Origin of the sequence: Streptomyces sp. NPDC058685 (assembly GCF_042714725.1) — a bacterium.
Taxonomy (GTDB): domain Bacteria; phylum Actinomycetota; class Actinomycetes; order Streptomycetales; family Streptomycetaceae; genus Streptomyces.
This window is the reverse complement of sequence record NZ_JBHXSL010000023.1, coordinates 87060-105163: the sequence shown is the minus strand read 5'-3', so window position 1 is coordinate 105163 and position 18104 is coordinate 87060. Positions and strand designations below refer to the sequence as shown.

The 18104-nt window shown below is 71.9% G+C and carries 15 protein-coding genes; 10 read left to right on the top strand and 5 right to left on the bottom strand.

Annotated elements, in window-relative coordinates; translation table 11 throughout:
- Positions 1 to 196: 196 nt before the first annotated feature.
- Positions 197 to 1705, bottom strand: coding sequence for an FUSC family protein (locus ACFWU3_RS20210; RefSeq protein ID WP_384439125.1), 1509 nt, complete (start codon positions 1703 to 1705; stop codon positions 197 to 199).
- A 245-nt stretch (positions 1706 to 1950) separates the two neighbouring features.
- Here ACFWU3_RS20210 and ACFWU3_RS20205 point away from each other — a divergent pair, with 245 nt between their 5' ends.
- From ACFWU3_RS20205 to ACFWU3_RS20195, 3 genes are all read left to right on the top strand, one after another.
- On the top strand, positions 1951 to 2433 hold the full coding sequence (locus tag ACFWU3_RS20205) for an Lrp/AsnC family transcriptional regulator (RefSeq protein ID WP_327685415.1): 483 nt from the start codon (positions 1951 to 1953) through the stop codon (positions 2431 to 2433).
- A 24-nt stretch (positions 2434 to 2457) separates the two neighbouring features.
- A complete protein-coding gene (locus ACFWU3_RS20200; protein WP_384439105.1) occupies positions 2458 to 3141 on the top strand; it encodes an HAD family hydrolase in 684 nt (227 codons plus the stop codon).
- Between the two features lie 236 nt (positions 3142 to 3377).
- Entirely contained in the window at positions 3378 to 5063 is a 1686-nt protein-coding gene (locus ACFWU3_RS20195) for a ribonuclease J (protein WP_327685413.1), read from the top strand.
- Positions 5064 to 5096: 33 nt separating this feature from the next.
- Here the strand turns inward: ACFWU3_RS20195 and ACFWU3_RS20190 are convergent, their stop codons facing one another.
- Entirely contained in the window at positions 5097 to 5648 is a 552-nt protein-coding gene (locus tag ACFWU3_RS20190; RefSeq protein ID WP_384439102.1) for a DoxX family protein, read from the bottom strand.
- Positions 5649 to 5806: 158 nt separating this feature from the next.
- Between ACFWU3_RS20190 and ACFWU3_RS20185 the strand changes: the two genes are divergently transcribed.
- The 3 genes from ACFWU3_RS20185 to ACFWU3_RS20175 all read left to right on the top strand — a co-directional run bounded on the left by ACFWU3_RS20185 (position 5807) and on the right by ACFWU3_RS20175 (position 10383).
- The gene (locus ACFWU3_RS20185; protein ID WP_384439122.1) at positions 5807 to 7528 is read left to right on the top strand and encodes an alpha-glucosidase; all 1722 of its coding nucleotides are present in this window, start codon (positions 5807 to 5809) and stop codon (positions 7526 to 7528) included.
- Between the two features lie 165 nt (positions 7529 to 7693).
- A complete protein-coding gene (locus tag ACFWU3_RS20180) occupies positions 7694 to 8692 on the top strand; it encodes a TIGR03885 family FMN-dependent LLM class oxidoreductase (protein ID WP_384439099.1) in 999 nt (332 codons plus the stop codon).
- Entirely contained in the window at positions 8689 to 10383 is a 1695-nt protein-coding gene (locus tag ACFWU3_RS20175) for an alpha-amylase family protein (protein WP_384439096.1), read from the top strand. The genes ACFWU3_RS20180 and ACFWU3_RS20175 overlap by 4 nt, the downstream gene beginning before the upstream one ends.
- A 27-nt stretch (positions 10384 to 10410) precedes the next feature.
- Here ACFWU3_RS20175 and ACFWU3_RS20170 read toward each other — a convergent pair whose 3' ends face one another.
- The gene (locus ACFWU3_RS20170) at positions 10411 to 10833 is read right to left on the bottom strand and encodes a secondary thiamine-phosphate synthase enzyme YjbQ (protein WP_384439093.1); all 423 of its coding nucleotides are present in this window, start codon (positions 10831 to 10833) and stop codon (positions 10411 to 10413) included.
- 223 nt (positions 10834 to 11056) lie between these two features.
- Between ACFWU3_RS20170 and ACFWU3_RS20165 the strand changes: the two genes are divergently transcribed.
- The 4 genes from ACFWU3_RS20165 (at position 11057) to ACFWU3_RS20150 (ending at position 16452) form a co-directional block, all read left to right on the top strand.
- Complete coding sequence (locus ACFWU3_RS20165; RefSeq protein WP_384439090.1) at positions 11057 to 12247, top strand: NAD(P)/FAD-dependent oxidoreductase; 1191 nt, start codon at positions 11057 to 11059, stop codon at positions 12245 to 12247.
- A gap of 96 nt (positions 12248 to 12343) precedes the next feature.
- Complete coding sequence (locus ACFWU3_RS20160; protein ID WP_384439087.1) at positions 12344 to 13684, top strand: 2-oxoadipate dioxygenase/decarboxylase family protein; 1341 nt, start codon at positions 12344 to 12346, stop codon at positions 13682 to 13684.
- Positions 13681 to 15234: an aldehyde dehydrogenase family protein gene (locus tag ACFWU3_RS20155; RefSeq protein WP_384439084.1), complete on the top strand. Its 1554-nt coding sequence runs from the start codon at positions 13681 to 13683 to the stop codon at positions 15232 to 15234. Before ACFWU3_RS20160 ends, ACFWU3_RS20155 begins: the two co-directional genes overlap by 4 nt.
- A gap of 123 nt (positions 15235 to 15357) precedes the next feature.
- Positions 15358 to 16452, top strand: coding sequence for an NAD(P)-binding domain-containing protein (locus ACFWU3_RS20150; protein WP_384439081.1), 1095 nt, complete (start codon positions 15358 to 15360; stop codon positions 16450 to 16452).
- Positions 16453 to 16511: 59 nt separating this feature from the next.
- On the opposite strand, the gene mltG is transcribed toward ACFWU3_RS20150, so the two are convergent.
- On the bottom strand, positions 16512 to 17357 hold the full coding sequence (mltG, locus tag ACFWU3_RS20145) for an endolytic transglycosylase MltG (RefSeq protein WP_384439078.1): 846 nt from the start codon (positions 17355 to 17357) through the stop codon (positions 16512 to 16514).
- 121 nt (positions 17358 to 17478) lie between these two features.
- Positions 17479 to 18072, bottom strand: coding sequence for a hypothetical protein (locus ACFWU3_RS20140; protein ID WP_384439075.1), 594 nt, complete (start codon positions 18070 to 18072; stop codon positions 17479 to 17481).
- Positions 18073 to 18104: the final 32 nt, after the last annotated feature.

The window sequence follows — 18104 nt, the reverse complement described above, 5'->3', positions numbered from 1 at the left end:
GCCCGGTGCCGGTGCCCCCTCCGGGACGAGGGCTCTCCGCAGCGATCTGAGCAGTGACTTCCGCATGGCGCGTACCCCCGGGGTCCTGGAAGGACGTACGTGGATGCCGCACTGGTTACCCAGTGAACACGCTGATCCACCCTCTGTGTCCAGGGAGAAAATGCCTCATTCACGTGCTCCCTGTCCATGCCCCTGGTCAGGCGGGCACGAGCGGGGCGCGCGGGGATGTGTGCAGGGGCGCGGCGAGGTCTCCGAGCGCCTGCTCCAGTGCATGGAGGTGCGTGAGCGCCGCGTCGGACGCGGGGTGAGCGTGGAGCGCGAGTGCCCCGGCAGCGGCGTCGACCCGGCCCGCCGGAGGAGCCACGAGCGCGTGGACGGCGCTCTCGACGCGACGGCAGGCGGTGGCCAGGCGGGCGTCGTGCGAGGCCGTGCGGCCGGCCGGTTCCGCGGCGACGGCGGCGAGCCCGCGCACCTCGCGTGCGCAGTCATCGAGCAGCAGGATGACCTGCCGGGCGCGTGCCTTGCGGGCCCGGAGCGGGCTCAGCGGGTGGACGAGCGGGGCCAGGGATAGCCGTACCCGGCCGAGCAGCAGCTCCAGCTCGGCCGCGAGGGGCGCGGGATCGGCCGTGCTGTCGCCGGCCAGCCGGCGGGCGGCCGCGGTGGTGCAGCCGTGGACGCAGGTCAGCGCGCGGCGGATCCAGGCGTCGGTCGCGGCGTGGGTGGTGACGGGCAGGATCAGGGCGACACCGAGGGCCGCGCCGAGCGCTCCGACCGCCGTCTCCTGGAAGCGGAGCAGAAGCAGGCCCGGGTGGAGGACGCCGAGGAGCCCGTAGAGCAGGCCCGCCATGACGGTGACGAAGAACATCATCCAGCTGTAGGAGGGCGCGGCGGTGTAGAAGATCCCGAAGACGCAGACGGCGACGAGCGCGGCGGTCGGCAGCGGGGCACCGGCGATGGGGATCGCGATCAGCAGTCCTGCGGCGATGCCGGTGACCGTTCCGACGACGCGGCGGAAGCCGCGGACGAGGGTCTCGCCGCGGGAGGCGGTGTTGACGAAGATCCACCAGGCGGTTCCCACGGCCCAGTAGAAGCGGTCGGGCGAGACGACCTCGCCCACGGCGAGTGCCACGGCGCAGGCGAAGGTCGCCTGGAAGGCCTGGCGGGTGGTGGGACGGGCGAGTCCGGTGCCGGGGAGCGGCGTCGGGGCGGCGGGCGGCGGGGTGCGCCGTTCGATGCACCACAGGCCGAAGCGGACCGCCGAGGAGGCGGCGAGGGCCAGTCCCACCGCCGCGTACAGCTCCGGCAGCTGGGCCGGGAGCGCGTGCAGGAACTGGGTGACGAAGAACATCATGAACGCGAAGATGCCGAGCGCGTGTCCGCGCAGCCCCCAGCGCCGGGCGTAGACCCCGCAGAAGACCACGGCGAGCCAGGCGGCGGCCCGCAGCAGCGGCGCACCGTGCAGGGTGGTCGCGAGGGCGAGTACGGGGAAGCCCGCGGCGGGCAGCAGCGCGGTGGTGACCGCCTGGCGGCGCACGGTCGCGTCGCCGACGGTGAACAGTGCGAGGAGGGCGGCGAGACCGCCGGTGATGGAGGCGACGAGGGAGAGCCCGGCGGCTTCGGCGGCGGCGACCGCGAGGCCGATGCCGAGCACGGCGCGCAGGGAGACACGCAGCCGCAGGCGCCCCGGGTCGGGGGCGCTGAACATCCTCTTCACGCCGGTCACGCTCCTCACGGCTGTCGTCCCGCCCCCTCGCTGTTCGGCACACCCTGCAGACACGGCAAAGGCGCCGCGGGTCCGGAACGGCGGCGTCGCCGGTCCGGCGCTGCGCAGCGCCCTCTCTCACCAGAGGAAAGCATTCCGGATGCCGGTGGCTCAACTCGATCGGTCCGGGGTGGGCCATTGGTACAGTCGACGGTGGATCATCCGGACCAGCAGGAGGCCAACGGACCATGGCCGTGGACGCGCTCGACACCCGCATCCTGCGACTCCTGATGGAGCAGCCGCGCACCAGCGCGCGGGAGTACGCCCGCCTGCTGGGCATCGCGCGGGGCACCCTGCAGGCCCGGATCGACCGCCTCGAACGGGACGGCGTGATCACCGGCACGGGGCCGTACCTCTCCCCCGCCGCCCTCGGTCATCCGGTGCTGGCCTTCGTCCACATCGAGGTCACCCAGGGGCATCTGGACGAGGTCGGCGACGCGCTGGCGGCCATCCCCGAGATCATCGAGGCCTTCTCCATCACCGGCGGCGGGGATCTGCTGACCCGGGTCGCCGCCCGCGACAACGGCCATCTGGAGGACGTCATCCAGCGCCTGATCCAGCTGCCCGGTGTGGTGCGCACCCGCACCGAGATGGCGCTGCGCGAACGCGTGGCTCATCGGCTGCTGCCGCTGGTCGAGTCGGTCGGGCGGGCAGCCGGCAGCGGCCGCTGAACCCCGCCTTGGCATGCTGGGGGCATGAGCCAGCCGCGCACCCCTTCGGTCATCTTCGACCTCGACGGAACACTCGTGGACAGCGAGCCGAACTACTACGAGGCGGGGCGCAGACTGCTCGCCGAGTACGGCGTGACCGACTTCGGCTGGGAGCGCCACACCGACTTCATCGGCATCGGGACGCGCGAGACCCTGGAGGCGCTGCGCGAGGAGTACACGATCTCCGCACCCGTCGAGGAGCTGCTGGCCGGCAAGAACCGGCACTACCTCGCGCTCGCCGCCGCGTCGACGGACGTGTATCCGCAGATGCGGGGGCTCGTGGAGCTGCTGCACGGCGAGGGGGTGCCGATGGCCGTGGCGTCCGGCTCGTCCCGGGCCGCCATCGAGGCGGTGCTCGCCGCCACCGGCCTGGACGCCTTCCTCAGCACCCTCGTCTCGGCCGAGGAGGTCGGGCGCGGCAAGCCGGAACCCGATGTCTTCCTGGAGGCGGCCCGCCGGCTCGGCGCCGAGCCCGCCGACTGCGTCGTGCTGGAGGACGCCCCGCCGGGCGCGGCGGCCGCCCACGCCGCGGGGATGCGGTGCATCGCGATCCCGTACGTGGCGGCGACGGCCGACGATCCTGCGTTCCGCGCGGCGGGACTGCTGTACGCGGGCGGCCAGAGCGAGTTCACCGCGCGGGCGGCGTACGACTGGATCACCGCTCCGTAGCGCCGCGCCACCTCTCCATGACTCCGCGGGTACCGGTCCGCGCCACCGGGCGGCGGCACCGCGTCGCGCCAAGGTCCGCGGCTCCGGGCGGTGCCGGTCCGCGCCACCGCTCCGGCTCGCGGTCCTGCCGAGGCATGTGGTTTCCCCCGGACGGTCCGGAGGACCTGGGCGGACCGGCGCCACGGGAGGGGTATGCCAAAGGATCACCCCAGGGGCCTCTCCGGTAACGTCGAGGCATGAGCCACCCGCACCCAGAGCTGAAAGCCGCCCCGCCGCTGCCCAAGGGAGGGCTGAGGGTCGTCGCCCTGGGCGGCCTGGGCGAGATCGGCCGCAACATGACGGTCTTCGAGCACAACGGCAAACTGCTCGTCGTCGACTGCGGTGTGCTGTTCCCCGAAGAGCACCAGCCGGGTGTGGACGTGATCCTCCCCGACTTCACCTCGATCCGGGACCGCCTGGACGACATCGTGGCGATCGTGCTGACCCACGGCCACGAGGACCACATCGGCGCGGTGCCGTATCTGCTGCGCGAGCGGCGCGACATTCCCGTCGTCGGCTCGAAGCTCACGCTCGCGTTCCTGGAGGCCAAGCTCAAGGAGCACGGCATCAAGCCGCGTTCGGTGCGGGTCAAGGAGGGCGACCGCCGCGGGTTCGGTCCCTTCGACTGCGAGTTCGTCGCGGTCAACCACTCCATCCCGGACAGCCTCGCGATCGCGATCCGCACCGGCGCGGGGATGGTGCTGCACACCGGCGACTTCAAGATGGACCAGTTCCCGCTGGACCAGCGGATCACCGACCTGCGTGCCTTCGCCCGCCTCGGCGAGGAGGGTGTGGACCTGTTCCTCACCGACTCCACCAACGCCGAGGTGCCCGGCTTCACCACCTCGGAACGGGATCTGAACCCCGCCATCGAGCAGGTGATGCGCACGGCGCCGCGGCGCGTCATCGTCTCCAGCTTCGCCAGCCATGTGCACCGCATCCAGCAGGTGCTGGACGCCGCCCACCAGTACGGCCGCAAGGTCGCCTTCGTGGGCCGGTCGATGGTCCGCAACATGGGCATCGCCCGTGATCTCGGCTATCTGAAGGTGCCTCAGGGCCTGATCGTGGGTCTGAAGGAACTGGAGAAGCTGCCGGACCACCAGATCACGCTGGTGTGCACCGGGTCCCAGGGCGAGCCGATGGCCGCGCTCTCGCGGATGGCCAACCGCGACCACATGATCCGTATCGGTGAGGGCGACACCGTTCTCCTCGCCAGCTCCCTGATCCCGGGCAACGAGAACGCGATCTACCGCGTGATCAACGGCCTGACCCGGTGGGGCGCCAACGTCGTCCACAAGGGCAACGCCAAGGTCCATGTCTCCGGACACGCGAGCGCCGGCGAACTCGTCTACTGCTACAACATCGTGAAGCCCCGTCACGTCATGCCGGTCCACGGCGAATGGCGTCATCTGCGCGCCAACGGTGACCTGGCCATCCGTACCGGCGTCGAGCCGGACCGCGTGATCATCGCCGAGGACGGCGTCGTCGTGGACCTCGTCGACGGACGCGCCTCCATCACCGGCAAGGTCCCCGCGGGCAACGTCTATGTGGACGGCATGGCCGTCGGCGGCGCCACCGAGGCCTCCCTCAAGGACCGCGTGACCCTCGCCGAGGAAGGCGTGGTCACCGTCGTCGCCATCGTGGACGCCGACACCGGGGCGCTGGCGGAGGCACCGGACTTCCTGGCCCGTGGATTCGTCCATGACGATTCGACCTTCGAGACGGTCGTCCCGGTGATCGAGAAGGTCCTGGCGAAGGCCGCGCTCGAAGGCGTCGGCGACGCCCTCCAGCTGGAGCAGCTCATCAGCCGCGCGGTGGCGTCCTGGGCGTTCCGGACCCACCGCCGCAAGCCGCTCGTCATCCCGGTGATCATCGACGCCTGACGGCCGCGGGGCGGTGCGCGGCGCCGGTGCGGCTCAGCCCACCGGCAGACGGTCGCGCACCGTGCCCGCCGCCGACCGTACGTCGTGCGCCGCGCCGGAGACCGCCGCACCCAGATCGCGTCCGGCGCGACGGGTGCGGCGCCGGCCGGCGGAGGCGGCGGTGCGCGAGCGGTAGGCAAGCGACGGCTTCCCGTGCGTGTCCGCCGCCGCGATCAGCAGACCGCCGAAGAGGGACACGTTCTTGGTGAACTGGGTGCGCAGACGCGCCCGTTCCTCGGGGTCCTCGGACTTCCACCAGGCGTGCCCGGCGAGCGTGGTCGGGACGAGCGAGACGGCCAGGGCGAGGGCGGAGGCACGCGGGAAGCGGCCGGCCGCGAGCAGCACGCCCGCTCCCAGCTGAACCGCGCCGTTGATCCTGACCAGTCGCTCGGTGTCCTCCGGCAGCCGTGGCACCCGCTCGGCGACGGGCAGCGCCACGGGCGCGGCGGCCGGAGCGACGGAGCGCGGGTCGAGCAGTGTACGGAATCCTCCCGAGACGAAGACGGAGGCGAGCAGGGGGCGTGCGGCTGTCCTGAGAATGGCCATGATGAGCGCCTGCCCCCGGCACGGGCCGGCACGCCCGCGCATCGGCCGTCCGGCCTACGGCCCCTTCCGCGACGACCGCCAGTAGGACCGCCGTCGCGGGGGAAGGAGCGGGGGAAGGAGACCCGCGATCGGATACGTACCGGACCAGGGAGGAAGCCATCGCAGCCGACGGCGTACCGCAGGAGGGCGACGCGTGGTGGAAGTCCGCGGTCGTCTACCAGATCTATCCGCGCAGCTTCGCGGACTCCGACGGGGACGGCATCGGCGACCTCGCCGGCATCGCACAGCGCCTGGACCATCTCGCGGATCTGGGCGTCGACGTCATCTGGCTGTCGCCCGTCTATCCCTCGCCGCAGGACGACAACGGCTACGACATCAGCGACTACCAGGACATCGACCCGGTCTTCGGCGACCTGGCGGCGTTCGACCGGCTGCTGGCTGCCGTGCACGAGCGCGGCATGAAGCTGGTGATGGACCTGGTGGTCAACCACACCTCCGACGAGCACCCCTGGTTCCGGGAGTCCCGCGATCCTCGGAGCCCCCGGCGCGACTGGTACTGGTGGCGGCCTCCGCGTGACGGCGGCGAGCCGAACAACTGGGGTTCCTTCTTCTCCGGGCCCGCCTGGACGCACGACTCCGCGAGCGACGCGTACTACCTCCATCTCTTCTCGCCCAAGCAGCCGGACCTCAACTGGGAGCACCCGCGGCTGCGGCAGGCCGTGTACGCGATGATGCGCTGGTGGCTCGACCGCGGTGTCGACGGCTTCCGGATGGACGTCGTCAACTTCATCTCCAAGGACCCCGCGCTGCCGGACGGCGCCGTGACCGGTGAGGGCCCCCTCGGCGACGGCTCGCCCCACTTCGTCTGCGGTCCCCGTGTCCACGACCACCTCCAGGAGATGCACCGCGAGGTCTTCGCCCGGTACCCGGGGCGGCTGCTGACCGTGGGCGAGATGCCGGGCGTGACCGTGGAGCAGGCCCGGCTGTTCACCGATCCGGCGCGGGCCGAGGTCGACATGGTGTTCCAGTTCGAGCATGTCGGACTTGACCACGGCCGCCACAAGTTCGATCTGAAGCCCCTGCGTCTGACCGATCTCAAGGCCTCGCTCGGCCGCTGGCAGACGGAGCTCGCGGACACCGGCTGGAACAGCCTGTACTGGAACAACCACGACCAGCCCCGCGCGGTCTCCCGCTTCGGCGACGACAGCCCCCGGCATCGGGTGCGCTCCGCGACCGCGCTGGCCACCGTGCTGCATCTGCACCGGGGGACGCCCTACATCTACCAGGGCGAGGAACTGGGCATGGCCAACGCGCCGTTCCGCTCGATCGAGGACTTCCGGGACATCGAGACGCTCAACCACTACGCGCAGTCGCTCCGGGCCGGGGAGAAGCCGGAGGACGTCCTGCAGGGCCTGCGGGCGATGGGCCGGGACAACGCCCGTACCCCCATGCAGTGGGACGCGTCGCAGCACGCCGGTTTCACCACCGGCACCCCGTGGCTGCCGGTCAATCCCGATCACACCGAGGTCAACGCGGCAGCCGCCCGCGCGAACCCCGACTCCGTCTACCACCACTACCGCCGGCTGATCGGCCTGCGACACGATGAACCCGCCGTCGTGCACGGCGACTTCACGATGCTGCTGCCGGACGACGAACGGGTCTACGCCTTCACGCGGCAGTACGGCGACACCGTGCTGCTCGTGGTCGCCAACCTCAGCTCCGGGAGCGCTGCCGTGCCGCTGCCGGACGGCTGGCAGGACGCCGAACTCGTGCTCGGCAATGTCCCGTGCGGCGAGGCGGCCGACTCGGTGGATCCCGCACCGTCGGGCCACGCGGTGCTCGGCCCCTGGGAGGCCCGGATCCACCGCCGCACCATCTGAGGTCGGAGGGTGAAGGCCGCCTCGACGAGCAGCGCGGCTCCGGCCGCCGCTGCCGCCGTCACGGCGAGGACCAGGAGGGCGCGCACGAGCCGAGGCCCCCGGTCCGCCGCCGTCAGGTGGGAGCGGTGTCCCGATGATCCCGGCATCGTCGGGTAGGCGTCCTTCATGACCGTCTACGGATTTCATGCCTCTCACGAGCAGATCCCGCCCGCCGATCTCTTGAGCGCGGTGGTCCACGCGGAGCAGGCGGGTTTCACGGCCGCCATGTGCTCGGACCACTTCTCGCCCTGGAGCGCCCGGCAGGGTGAATCCGGATTCGCCTGGTCGTGGCTCGGCGCCGCGCTGCAGGCGACCGACCGCATACCGTTCGGCGTCGTCAACGCGCCGGGCCAGCGCTACCACCCGGCGATCGTCGCGCAGGCGGTGGGCAGTCTCGCCGCCATGTACCCGGGGCGCTTCTGGGCCGCGCTCGGCAGCGGTGAGGCGTCCAACGAGCACATCACCGGTGACCGGTGGCCCCGCAAGGACGTCCGCAACGCGCGGCTGCGCGAGTGTGTCGACGTCATCCGCGCCCTGCTGCGCGGCGAGGAGGTCAGCCACGAGGGCCTGGTGACGGTGGACCGGGCCAAGCTGTGGACCCGTCCCCCCACCCCTCCGCCGCTGATCGGCGCCGCGTGCAGCGAGGCGACGGCGCGCTGGTGCGCGGGCTGGGCCGACGGCCTGATCACCGTGAACGCCCCGCACGAACAGCTGAGGCGGATCATCGACGCCTACCGCTCCGCCGGCGGGACCGGCCCGCTGCACCTCCAGGTCCATCTCAGCTGGGACCCCGACCCCGACACGGCCCTCTCCGTCGCCCACGACCAGTGGCGTACCAACGTCCACGGTCCGCCCGCCAGTTGGGACCTGGAGTCGGCGGAGCTGTTCGACAGTGTCAGCGAGCACGTCACCCCCGAGCAGGTCGCGGACTGCGTCGACGTCTCCTCCGACCTGGGCCGGCACGCGGCGTGGCTCCAGGAGTACGCCGACCTCGGCTTCGACGCGGTGATGCTGCACCACGTCGGGCAGCAACAGGCCGCCTTCATCGAGGCGTTCGGCGCCAAGGTGCTGCCGCAGCTCGATGTGACCCGTCCGCGGGCATACACCGCGGAGCGTGCCCGATGAGGCTGACCCGGACCTCCGACCTGTGGTGGAAGAACGCGGTGGTGTACTGCCTGGACGTCGAGACGTACCAGGACAGCAACGGGGACGGCACCGGCGACTTCGCGGGCCTCACCCAGCGGATCGACCATCTGGTGCGTCTCGGTGTCACCTGTGTGTGGCTGATGCCCTTCTATCCGACATGCGAACGCGACGACGGCTACGACATCACCGACTTCTACGGGGTCGACCCCCGCCTCGGCACGCTCGGCGACTTCACCGAGTTCGTCCGCACCGCCCGTGACCGCGGCATCCGGGTCATCGCCGACCTGGTGGTCAACCACACGTCCGAGCACCATCCCTGGTTCGAGGACGCCCGCTCGGGCCGTGACGCGGCGCACCGCGACTGGTACGTGTGGCGCGACGCGCCCCCCGAGGACGGACCGTCCGGCGTGGTCTTCCCGGACGCGGAGAAGAGCCTGTGGGAGTACGACCGGACGTCCGGCCAGTACTACCTGCACCGGTTCTACAAGCAGCAGCCCGACCTCAACATCACCAACCCGGCCGTGCGGGACGAGATAGCCCGCATCATGGGGTTCTGGACCCAGCTCGGTCTCTCCGGCTTCCGGGTCGACGCGGTGCCGTTCCTGCTGGAGACCGACGGCCAGGACGACGCCGGCCGGCTGCCCGACCCGCATGAGTACCTCGCGGATCTGCGCGCCTTCCTCGGCCGCCGCTGCGGCGACGCGGTGCTGCTGGGCGAGGTCAATCTCCCCTACGACGAGACGGCGTTGTTCTTCGGCGAACCGAGCTCCGGCCGCGGCGACGAGCTGACGATGTGCTTCGACTTCATCGGCATGCAGCGGATGTACCTCTCGATGGCCCGCGGCGACGCGTCCCCGCTCGCCGACGCCCTCCGCACGCGGCCCGCCGCTCCCCGCGATGCCCACTGGGCCACCTTCGTCCGCAACCACGACGAGCTCACCCTCGACAAACTCGGCGACGACGAACGCGCCGAGGTCTTCGAGGCGTTCGGCCCCGAGAAGGACATGCAGCTCTACGACCGCGGTCTGCGCCGCAGGCTGCCCCCGATGGTCGGCGGTGACAGGCGGCGGCTGGAACTGGCCTACAGCCTGCTGTTCACCCTGCCCGGTACGCCCGTCCTCTTCTACGGGGAGGAGATCGGGATGGGCGAGAACCTCGCCGCGGAGGGCCGGCAGGCCGTGCGCGGGCCGATGCAGTGGACCGGCGACGACGACGCCGGCTTCTCGACCGCGGACGCCGGAGCGTTCCCGAACCCGCTGTGCGAGGGCGAGTTCGGCCCCGGGCGGGTCAACGTGCACGACCAGTCCCACGACGCCGGATCGCTGCTCGCGCACATGCGTCTGCTGATCGAGCGCTACCGCGGGGCGCCCGAACTGGCCTGGGGGACGTATGAGGTCCTCGACACCCCTGCGCCCGCCGTCCTCGCCCACATCAGCTCACTGCCCGAGGGCGCCGTGCTGGCCCTGCACAATTTCGCGGACCGTACGGTCACCGCGGAGATGAAGGCGCCCGAGCTGAAGCCGGGCACGGTGCTCACCGACGTGCTGACCGGCGCCGCCGTCACCGTCCCGCGCGACGGCCGCCTGCACACGGAGCTGGAGCCGTACGGCTACCGGTGGCTGCGTGTCGACACGACGGCGGACGACCCGGAGCGTACGACGCTGAGCTGACCGGGGCGGCTGTCCGTGCGGTGCGGCTCAGCCGAGGAAGCTGAGCCGCACCGTGCGGCGGGGGTTGTCCTTGTTCGTGTCCACCAGGCAGACCGACTGCCAGGTGCCCAGTTCGAGACGGCCGCCGATCACCGGCAGCGTCGCGTGCGGAGGGACGAACGCGGGCAGGACGTGATCGCGGCCGTGGCCCGGGCTGCCGTGGCGGTGCTGCCAGCGGTCGTCGGCCGGGAGGAGGGTGTGCAGCGTGGCCAGCAGGTCGTCGTCGCTGCCCGCGCCCGTCTCGATCACGGCGATTCCGGCCGTGGCGTGCGGGACGAAGATGTTGAGCAGTCCGTCCCGGCCGTTCGCCGCCTCCTGGAGAAACTGTTCGCAGGCGTGGGTCAGATCGGTCACCGTCTCGTCGGAGCCGGTGGTGAGGTTCAGGACCTTGGTGGTGAAGGGTGCGGGCATGGGGCCATTTTCCCCCTCCGCCGGTCGCCGGCCCGTGAAGGCCCCGGCCGGGAAGGCCGCCGAGCCGGTCGTTCCGCGGGCGATCCGCGGTGGGAAACCGGCCCGGTGGCAGCCCGCGGTGAGACGGGCGATGGACGCGGGGAGCCGGGTGTGTCCACCATGGATGCACCCCTGACACGGCTTTCCGGCGCGGCGGCGTCACGAGCGGACGGGACGGTGCTCCATGATCCACAGCGCTCCGGGTGCGGACTCCCCGCCCCTGCCCGCGGCCGCGGACGTCGTGATCGTGGGCGGCGGTGTCATCGGAGCGAGCATCGCCTTTCATCTGGCCGAGGCCGGTGTCCGGAACGTCCTGGTGGTGGAGCGCGACGAGCCGGCGTCGGGGTCGTCGGGGAAGCCGATCGGCGGGATCCGCGCCCAGTTCTCGGACCCGCTGAACATCGGGCTGGGGCAGCGCAGCCTGGAGGCATGGCGACACTTCGCCACCCGTCCCGGCGCCGACATCGGGCTGCGGACCATCGGGTATCTCTTCCTCCTGGGCACGGAGAAGGAGGTGGCGACGTTCGAGCGCGCTGTCGCGGTGCAGAACGATCTGGGGGTCCGCAGCCGGATCATCACGCCACGCGAGGCGCACGAGCTGTGCCCGTACATCGATCCGTCCTCGATCGTCGCCGCCGCCCACTCCCCGGACGACGGCTGTGCGCTCCCCGGTGCCGCGGTCGGCGGGTACCTCCGTGCGGCCCGCAGGCTCGGTGCCAGGGTCCGTACGCACTGCGCGGTCACCGGCATCGCCACCGACGACGGCCGGGTGCGGGCGGTGCACACCTCGTCGGGGACCGTGCGCACCGGCACCGTCGTCTGTGCCGCGGGCGCCTGGTCCGGGGCCGTCGGTGCGATGGCCGGGGTGCCGCTGCCGGTGGTCCCGCTGCGCCGCCAGATCGCGCTGACGGGCCCGCTCAGGCCCGGGCCGCCGAGGATCCCGTTCACCCTCGACTTCGCGTCGTCGCTGTACTTCCACGACGACGGCGCGGGCGGACTGGTGCTCGGGCTGTCCGACCCGCGTCAGAAGCCGGGCTTCGGACGGGAGTTCAGCGTCGAGTGGCTGGAGCCGTTCCGGGAGGCGGCCCTGCGGCGGGCGCCGGCGCTCGCCTCGCTGGGGGTCCGCGGTGGCTGGGCGGGGCTGTACGAGGTGACGCCCGACCGCAACGCCCTGATCGGCCGGTCCCGCGAGGTGGACGGGTTCCTGTATGCCACCGGCTTCTCCGGGCACGGCTTTCTCCAGGCTCCCGCGGTCGGCGAGATCATGCGGGATCTGTATCTGGAGGCGATGCCGTTCATCGATGTCGGCCCGTTGTCCGCGAACCGCTTCGAAGGGAGCGCAGCCGCTGCCCGGCCCGAGGCCCACATCATCTGACGCGCCCCACGAGAGCACTCGGCCGGACAGCCCGGGTAGCCGTGAATCCGAGACACCGTTGTTCCGAGAAGGCGTACTTCGGAGAAGGAGGACCGCATGATCCCGACCTGGCGGCTGCGGGCGGCGTTCGCCCGACGGCTCTCCGACATGTACGGGGCCGAAGTGCCCGCGTACACCACGCTCCTGGAGGTGTCGGCACAGGTCAACGACGAGGTGATCGGCAAGGACGGCGACGCGGGACGCCTCGGCGGGATCGAGCGGGTGACGGCCGAGCGGCACGGCGCGATCCGCGTCGGCACCCCGCGTGAGATGCGCCAGGCCGCCCAGATCTTCGCCGCTCTCGGTATGCGTCCCGTCGGCTTCTACGATCTGCGCGAGGCGGCGGCCAGCTCGGTGCCGGTCGTCTCCACCGCCTTTCGTCCCGTCGAGGCTAAGGAGTTGGAGCGCAATCCCTTCCGCGTCTTCACCTCCATGCTCACCACGGCCGACCGGCGGTTCTTCGACGCGGACCTCGAAGGCCGGCTGGAGTCGTTCCTCGACCGGCGTGCGCTCTTCCCCCCTGAGCTACTGCATCTGGCGGCACAGGCCGAGCGGGAGGAAGAGCTCGACGAGGCAGCGGCGGAGCGTTTCCTCACGCTGGCGGTGGCCGCCTTCGAACTGTCCCCGGAACCCGTGGACCGGTCCTGGTACGCGGAACTGGAGCGGATCTCGGCCGTCGCCGCCGACATCGGGGGCGTCGCGAGCACGCACATCAACCACCTCACACCGCGCGTCCTCGACATCGACGAGCTCTACCGGCGCATGGGCGAGCGGGGCATCACGATGATCGACCGGATCCAGGGGCCGCCGCGGTGGGACGGTCCCGACGTCCTGCTGCGCCAGACGTCGTTCCGTGCGCTCTCGGAGGCACGGCGCTTCCGGGAGCCGGACGGCAGCGTCGGCGAGGGCGACCTGCGGGTGCGATTCGGCGAGGTCGAGGCCCGCGGCATCGCCCTCACGCGGAAGGGCCGGGCGCTCTACGACGAACTGATCGGCGGGCCGGCCGAGGACTGGCCGCTGCGCTTCCCCCGTACGGAACGTCAGTTGGCCGCCCGGGAGATGGGGTTCTTCCGCTACGAACCGGCAGCCGGCCGGGCACTTGACGGGCAGCGGCCGCCGCAGGACCTGCCCGGTCTGCTCCACGGCGGCTGGCTCACCGCCCTCCCCATCGTCTACGAGGACTTCCTGCCCGCGTCGGCCGCCGGGATCTTCCAGTCGAACCTCACTGAGGAGGGCATCTGGGACCGCACCGCCGTCGGCACGCACTACGACCAGCGGTGGCTCTCTCAGGTGCTGGAGCGCCCGGTCCACGACCCCTTCGATCTCTACGCCGCTCAGCAGGACCGTTCCCTACAGCAGGCCCGCGAGGCCATCGGACTCCCCAAGGACGCGCTGTGACAGGACACGCTGTGACCAGCAACGACATTCCCCTGCCCGCCCTCGACTCGCTGCGTTCGCTCGCCCGGGAGAGCCTGCGGCGCTGCGGCGCCGAGCTGCCCGCCGACGGCGGCGACGTCGTCGCGCGATCGCCGTTGACCGGCGGCACGCTCTTCACCCTCCCCGCCGTCGGGCCCGAAGAGGTGGACGCGGCGATCGGCGCGGCCGCGGACGCCTTTCTCGAATGGCGCACCGTGCCCGCGCCCCGGCGCGGCGCGCTGGTCAAGCGACTGGGCGAACTGCTCGGCAAGCACAAGGAGCACCTCGCCGACCTGGTCACCGTCGAAGCGGGAAAGATCCGCTCCGAGGCGCTGGGCGAGGTGCAGGAGATGATCGACATCTGCGAGTTCGCCGTGGGTCTGTCCCGGCAGCTCTACGGGCGGACCATGGCCTCCGAGCGCCCCGGCCACCGGCTCTCGGAGAGCTGGCATCCGCTGGGCGTCGTCGGGGTGATCTCCGCCTTCAACTTCCCGGTCGCCGTCTGGTCCTGGAACACCGCCGTCGCCCTGGTCTGCGGTGACCCGGTGGTGTGGAAGCCGTCCGAACTCACCCCGCTCACCGCCCTGGCCTGTGACGCCCTCCTGGCGCGGGCCGCGGCAGACACGGGAGCACCTGCCGGCCTGCACCGGCTCCTGCTCGGCGGCCGCGACATCGGCGAGCGGCTCGTCGACGACGAGCGGGTGGCACTGGTGAGCGCGACCGGTTCGGTGCGGATGGGCAAGGAGGTGGCACCGCGCGTGGCCGCCCGTTTCGGCCGCTGCCTGCTGGAGCTCGGCGGCAACAACGGGGCCGTCGTCACCCCGTCCGCCGACCTCGACCTCTCGGTCCGCGGCATCGTCTTCTCCGCGGCCGGCACAGCGGGGCAGCGCTGCACCTCGCTGCGCCGCCTCATCGTCCACGAGGACATCGCGGACCGGCTGGTCGAGAAGATCGTCCACGCGTACGGACAACTGCCGGTCGGTGATCCGTTCGCGGACGGCACGCTGGTGGGCCCGCTGATCTCCTCCGCCGCGCACGACGCCATGAGGCAGGCGCTCGCCGATGCGGAGGCGGACGGCGGCAAGGTCCTCACCGGTGGCGAGCGGCTGACGGCGCGGTCGGCACCGGACGCGGTCTATGTGCGGCCCGCGGTCGTCCGGATGCCCGCGCAGACCGAGGTCGTACGACGGGAGACCTTCGCCCCGATCCTCTATGTGCTGACCTACCGGACGATGGAGGAGGCGGTCGCGCTGCACAACGGCGTGCCGCAGGGTCTGTCGTCGAGCATCTTCACGCGGGACCAGCGGGAGGCGGAGCGCTTCCTGGGCGCCGACGGGTCCGACTGCGGTATCGCCAACGTCAACATCGGTACGTCGGGTGCCGAGATCGGCGGGGCGTTCGGCGGCGAGAAGGAGACGGGCGGCGGGCGTGAGTCCGGCTCGGACGCCTGGCGGGCGTACATGCGCCGGGCGACCAACACGGTGAACTACTCCGACAGCCTGCCGCTGGCGCAGGGGGTCAATTTCCTCTAGGCCCTCCCGGGAGCTCCGGGCGGCCTCACCGCGCCCGTACGCGCCCGGGAGCTCCGGGCGGCATCACCGCGCCCGTACGGCCCGGGCGGGAAGATCCGCGGGCCGTCCGCAGTTGGTAGAAGCGTGAACAACTTCGGGGCGCGTGACACGACGCGGAACAAGGACGTGGTCGTCATCGGCGCCGGGCAGGCGGGACTGTCCGGCGCCTACCATCTGCGCCGGGTCGGGCTGGTCCCCGACCGCGACTTCGTCGTCCTCGACCACTCCCCGCAACCGGGTGGCGCCTGGCAGTTCCGCTGGCCGACGCTGACCTACGGCAAGGTCCACGGCATGCACTCCCTGCCCGGTATGGAGCTGACCGGCGCGGATGACGACCGGCCCTCGTCGGAGGTGATCGGGGCCTACTTCGCCGCCTACGAGGAGCGCTTCGACCTGCGCGTGCACCGGCCCGTCGACGTCATGGCGGTGCGCGAAGGAGAAGACGGCCGACTGCACGTCGAGACCTCGGAGGGGACCTGGTCGGCGCGCGCGCTGATCAGTGCGACCGGCACCTGGGACCGGCCCTTCTTGCCGCGGTACCCGGGCCAGGAGACCTTCCGCGGCCGGCAGTTGCACACCGCCGGATACCGGGGGCCCGAGGAGTTCGCCGGGCAGCGGGTGGTCGTCGTGGGCGGCGGGGCCTCGGGGACCCAGCATCTGATGGAGATGGCCCCGTACGCGGCGGCCACCACCTGGGTCACCCGGCGGCCGCCGGTCTTCCGTGAGGGGCCCTTCGACGAGAACGTCGGCCGGGCGGTCGTGGCCAAGGTGGACGAGCGCGTACGCCTCGGGCTGCCGCCGCAGAGCGTCGTCTCGGTGACCGGGCTGCCGCTCAACGACGCGATCAGGCGCGCTCGCGAGGACGGGGTGCTCGACCGGCTGCCGATGTTCGACCGGATCACACCGGACGGTGTCGCCTGGGACGACGGACGCGTGGTGGAGGCGGACGTGATCCTCTGGGCGACCGGGTTCCGCGCGGTGATCGACCACCTCGCGCCTCTGAAGCTGCGCGAGCCGGGCGGTGGCATCCGGATGGACGGCACGCGGGCCGTCCGGGACCCGCGTGTCCATCTCGTGGGGTACGGGCCGTCGGCGTCGACGATCGGCGCCAACCGGGCGGGGCGGGCGGCCGTGCACGAGATCATGCGGCTGCTGGAGCGGGAGCCGGCACTGGTCTGAGGACGTGCCCCGCCAGCCGGACGACGGCACGCCTCGGCTTGCGGGCCGCCCCTCACCCGTCAGCCGGAGCGATCCTTCGCACGGTTGGCGTTGAACTCCCGCACATTGCGCTGGTGTTCCTCGTAGTTCGCCGTGAAGCGGGTGTCGCCGGGGGCCACGGTCACGAAGTAGAGCCACTCGCCCGGCGCCGGTTCGACAGCGGCGCGCAGAGCGTGCTCCCCCGCGTTGCCGATGGGCGTCGGGGGCAGCCCCTCACGCCGATAGGTGTTGTACGGGTTGTCGATCCTGGTGTCGTCGGCCGTGGTGTCCAGCGTGCTGCGGTTCAGCGCGTAGTTCAGCGTCGAATCCATCTGGAGGGGCATCTGCCGTGCGAGCCGGTTGTGCACGACGCGCGCGACCTTGGCCATGTCCTCGGGTGTGTCGGCCTCGGCCTGCACCATGCTGGCGATGTTGACGGTCTGATAGTCCGTCAACCCATTGCGCTGCGCACCGGCCGGTACGCCGGCGGCGCCGAACCGCTTGTTCGCCGTGTCGACCATGTAGGCGAGCAGGCTCGCCGGCGTCGTGTCGGAGTCGATCGGATACGTCGCGGGGAAGAGGTAGCCCTCGGGGTTGCCCCGGGCTTCGGGGGGCAGGTCGAGCGGAGCGGTGGCGACGGCCTTGCGGGTGGTGCCGGGCGCCTTCCCGAGTGCCTCGTCGACCGCCGCGTAGATCTGCGCGGTGCGTCGGCCCTCGGGGACGAGCAGGGTGTTCTGCTCGTCCTCGGGCTCGCCGGACAGCATCAGCGCGACCACCACCGCGGCCGCCGCCACGGCGAGGGAGGCGGTCACGGTCAGGACCCACCGGCCGCGGCGGGACAGCCGGGGCACGCGCTTGGACGGCGGCGGCGAAGGCTCGTCGTTCATACGCGCACGCTAACCCGGACCGCCCACCGACCCTGCGCACCGCCGCGGTCCGCACACCGGATCGACACCTGTCGTTTCCCGTCGCCGCGTATCGGCGGGCGGGGGCGCGACAGCCGCCGCCTCAGCGGGTGAAGGGCGGCAGAGCCGCGAACTCCGGTGCCACCTGGACCGCTTCGGCGAGCGCGTCGAGCACCCGTCGCACCCGCGTCAGCGGGTGGTCCGGGAACTGCTGGTCCCACCGGGCGTGGTCGGCGGCGTGGAAGGGCAGTCCGCCCTGCACCTCCGGGGCGTAGGGGTGCGGCCTGAAGTAGTTGTCGTGGCCGACCTGGGCCATCACCATGGCCTCGCGCATCCCGGTCATCCCGCGCTCGGGCGCCTGGACCTTCACCACGGTGCTGCACGTGGCCCGCGGCACGGTGTAGCTGCCGATGAAGGCCTGCCCGCTGGGCTGTCCGGGCAGCGGCAGTTTCAGTATCTGCTTGAGTGCCGGCAGCCCGCCGAGCGACTTCACGGAGGCTTCTATCAGCCCTCCACCCGCCTCGGCGGTGAGCCGGGTCAACGCCGCACGCAGAGCGGGCCCGTCGTCGAGCGACGCGGGGAGGTCCGGGGTCAGTCCGAAGAAGTGCACCGACAGCAGGTCGCCGTCGTCGTTCGCCCAGACGTCCTGGTCGACGGGCCGGTAGCCGGGCAGTTCCACGCCGAGGAGAGCTCTCATGGGCGGCGATCATGCCGTACCCCCCGAGCTCC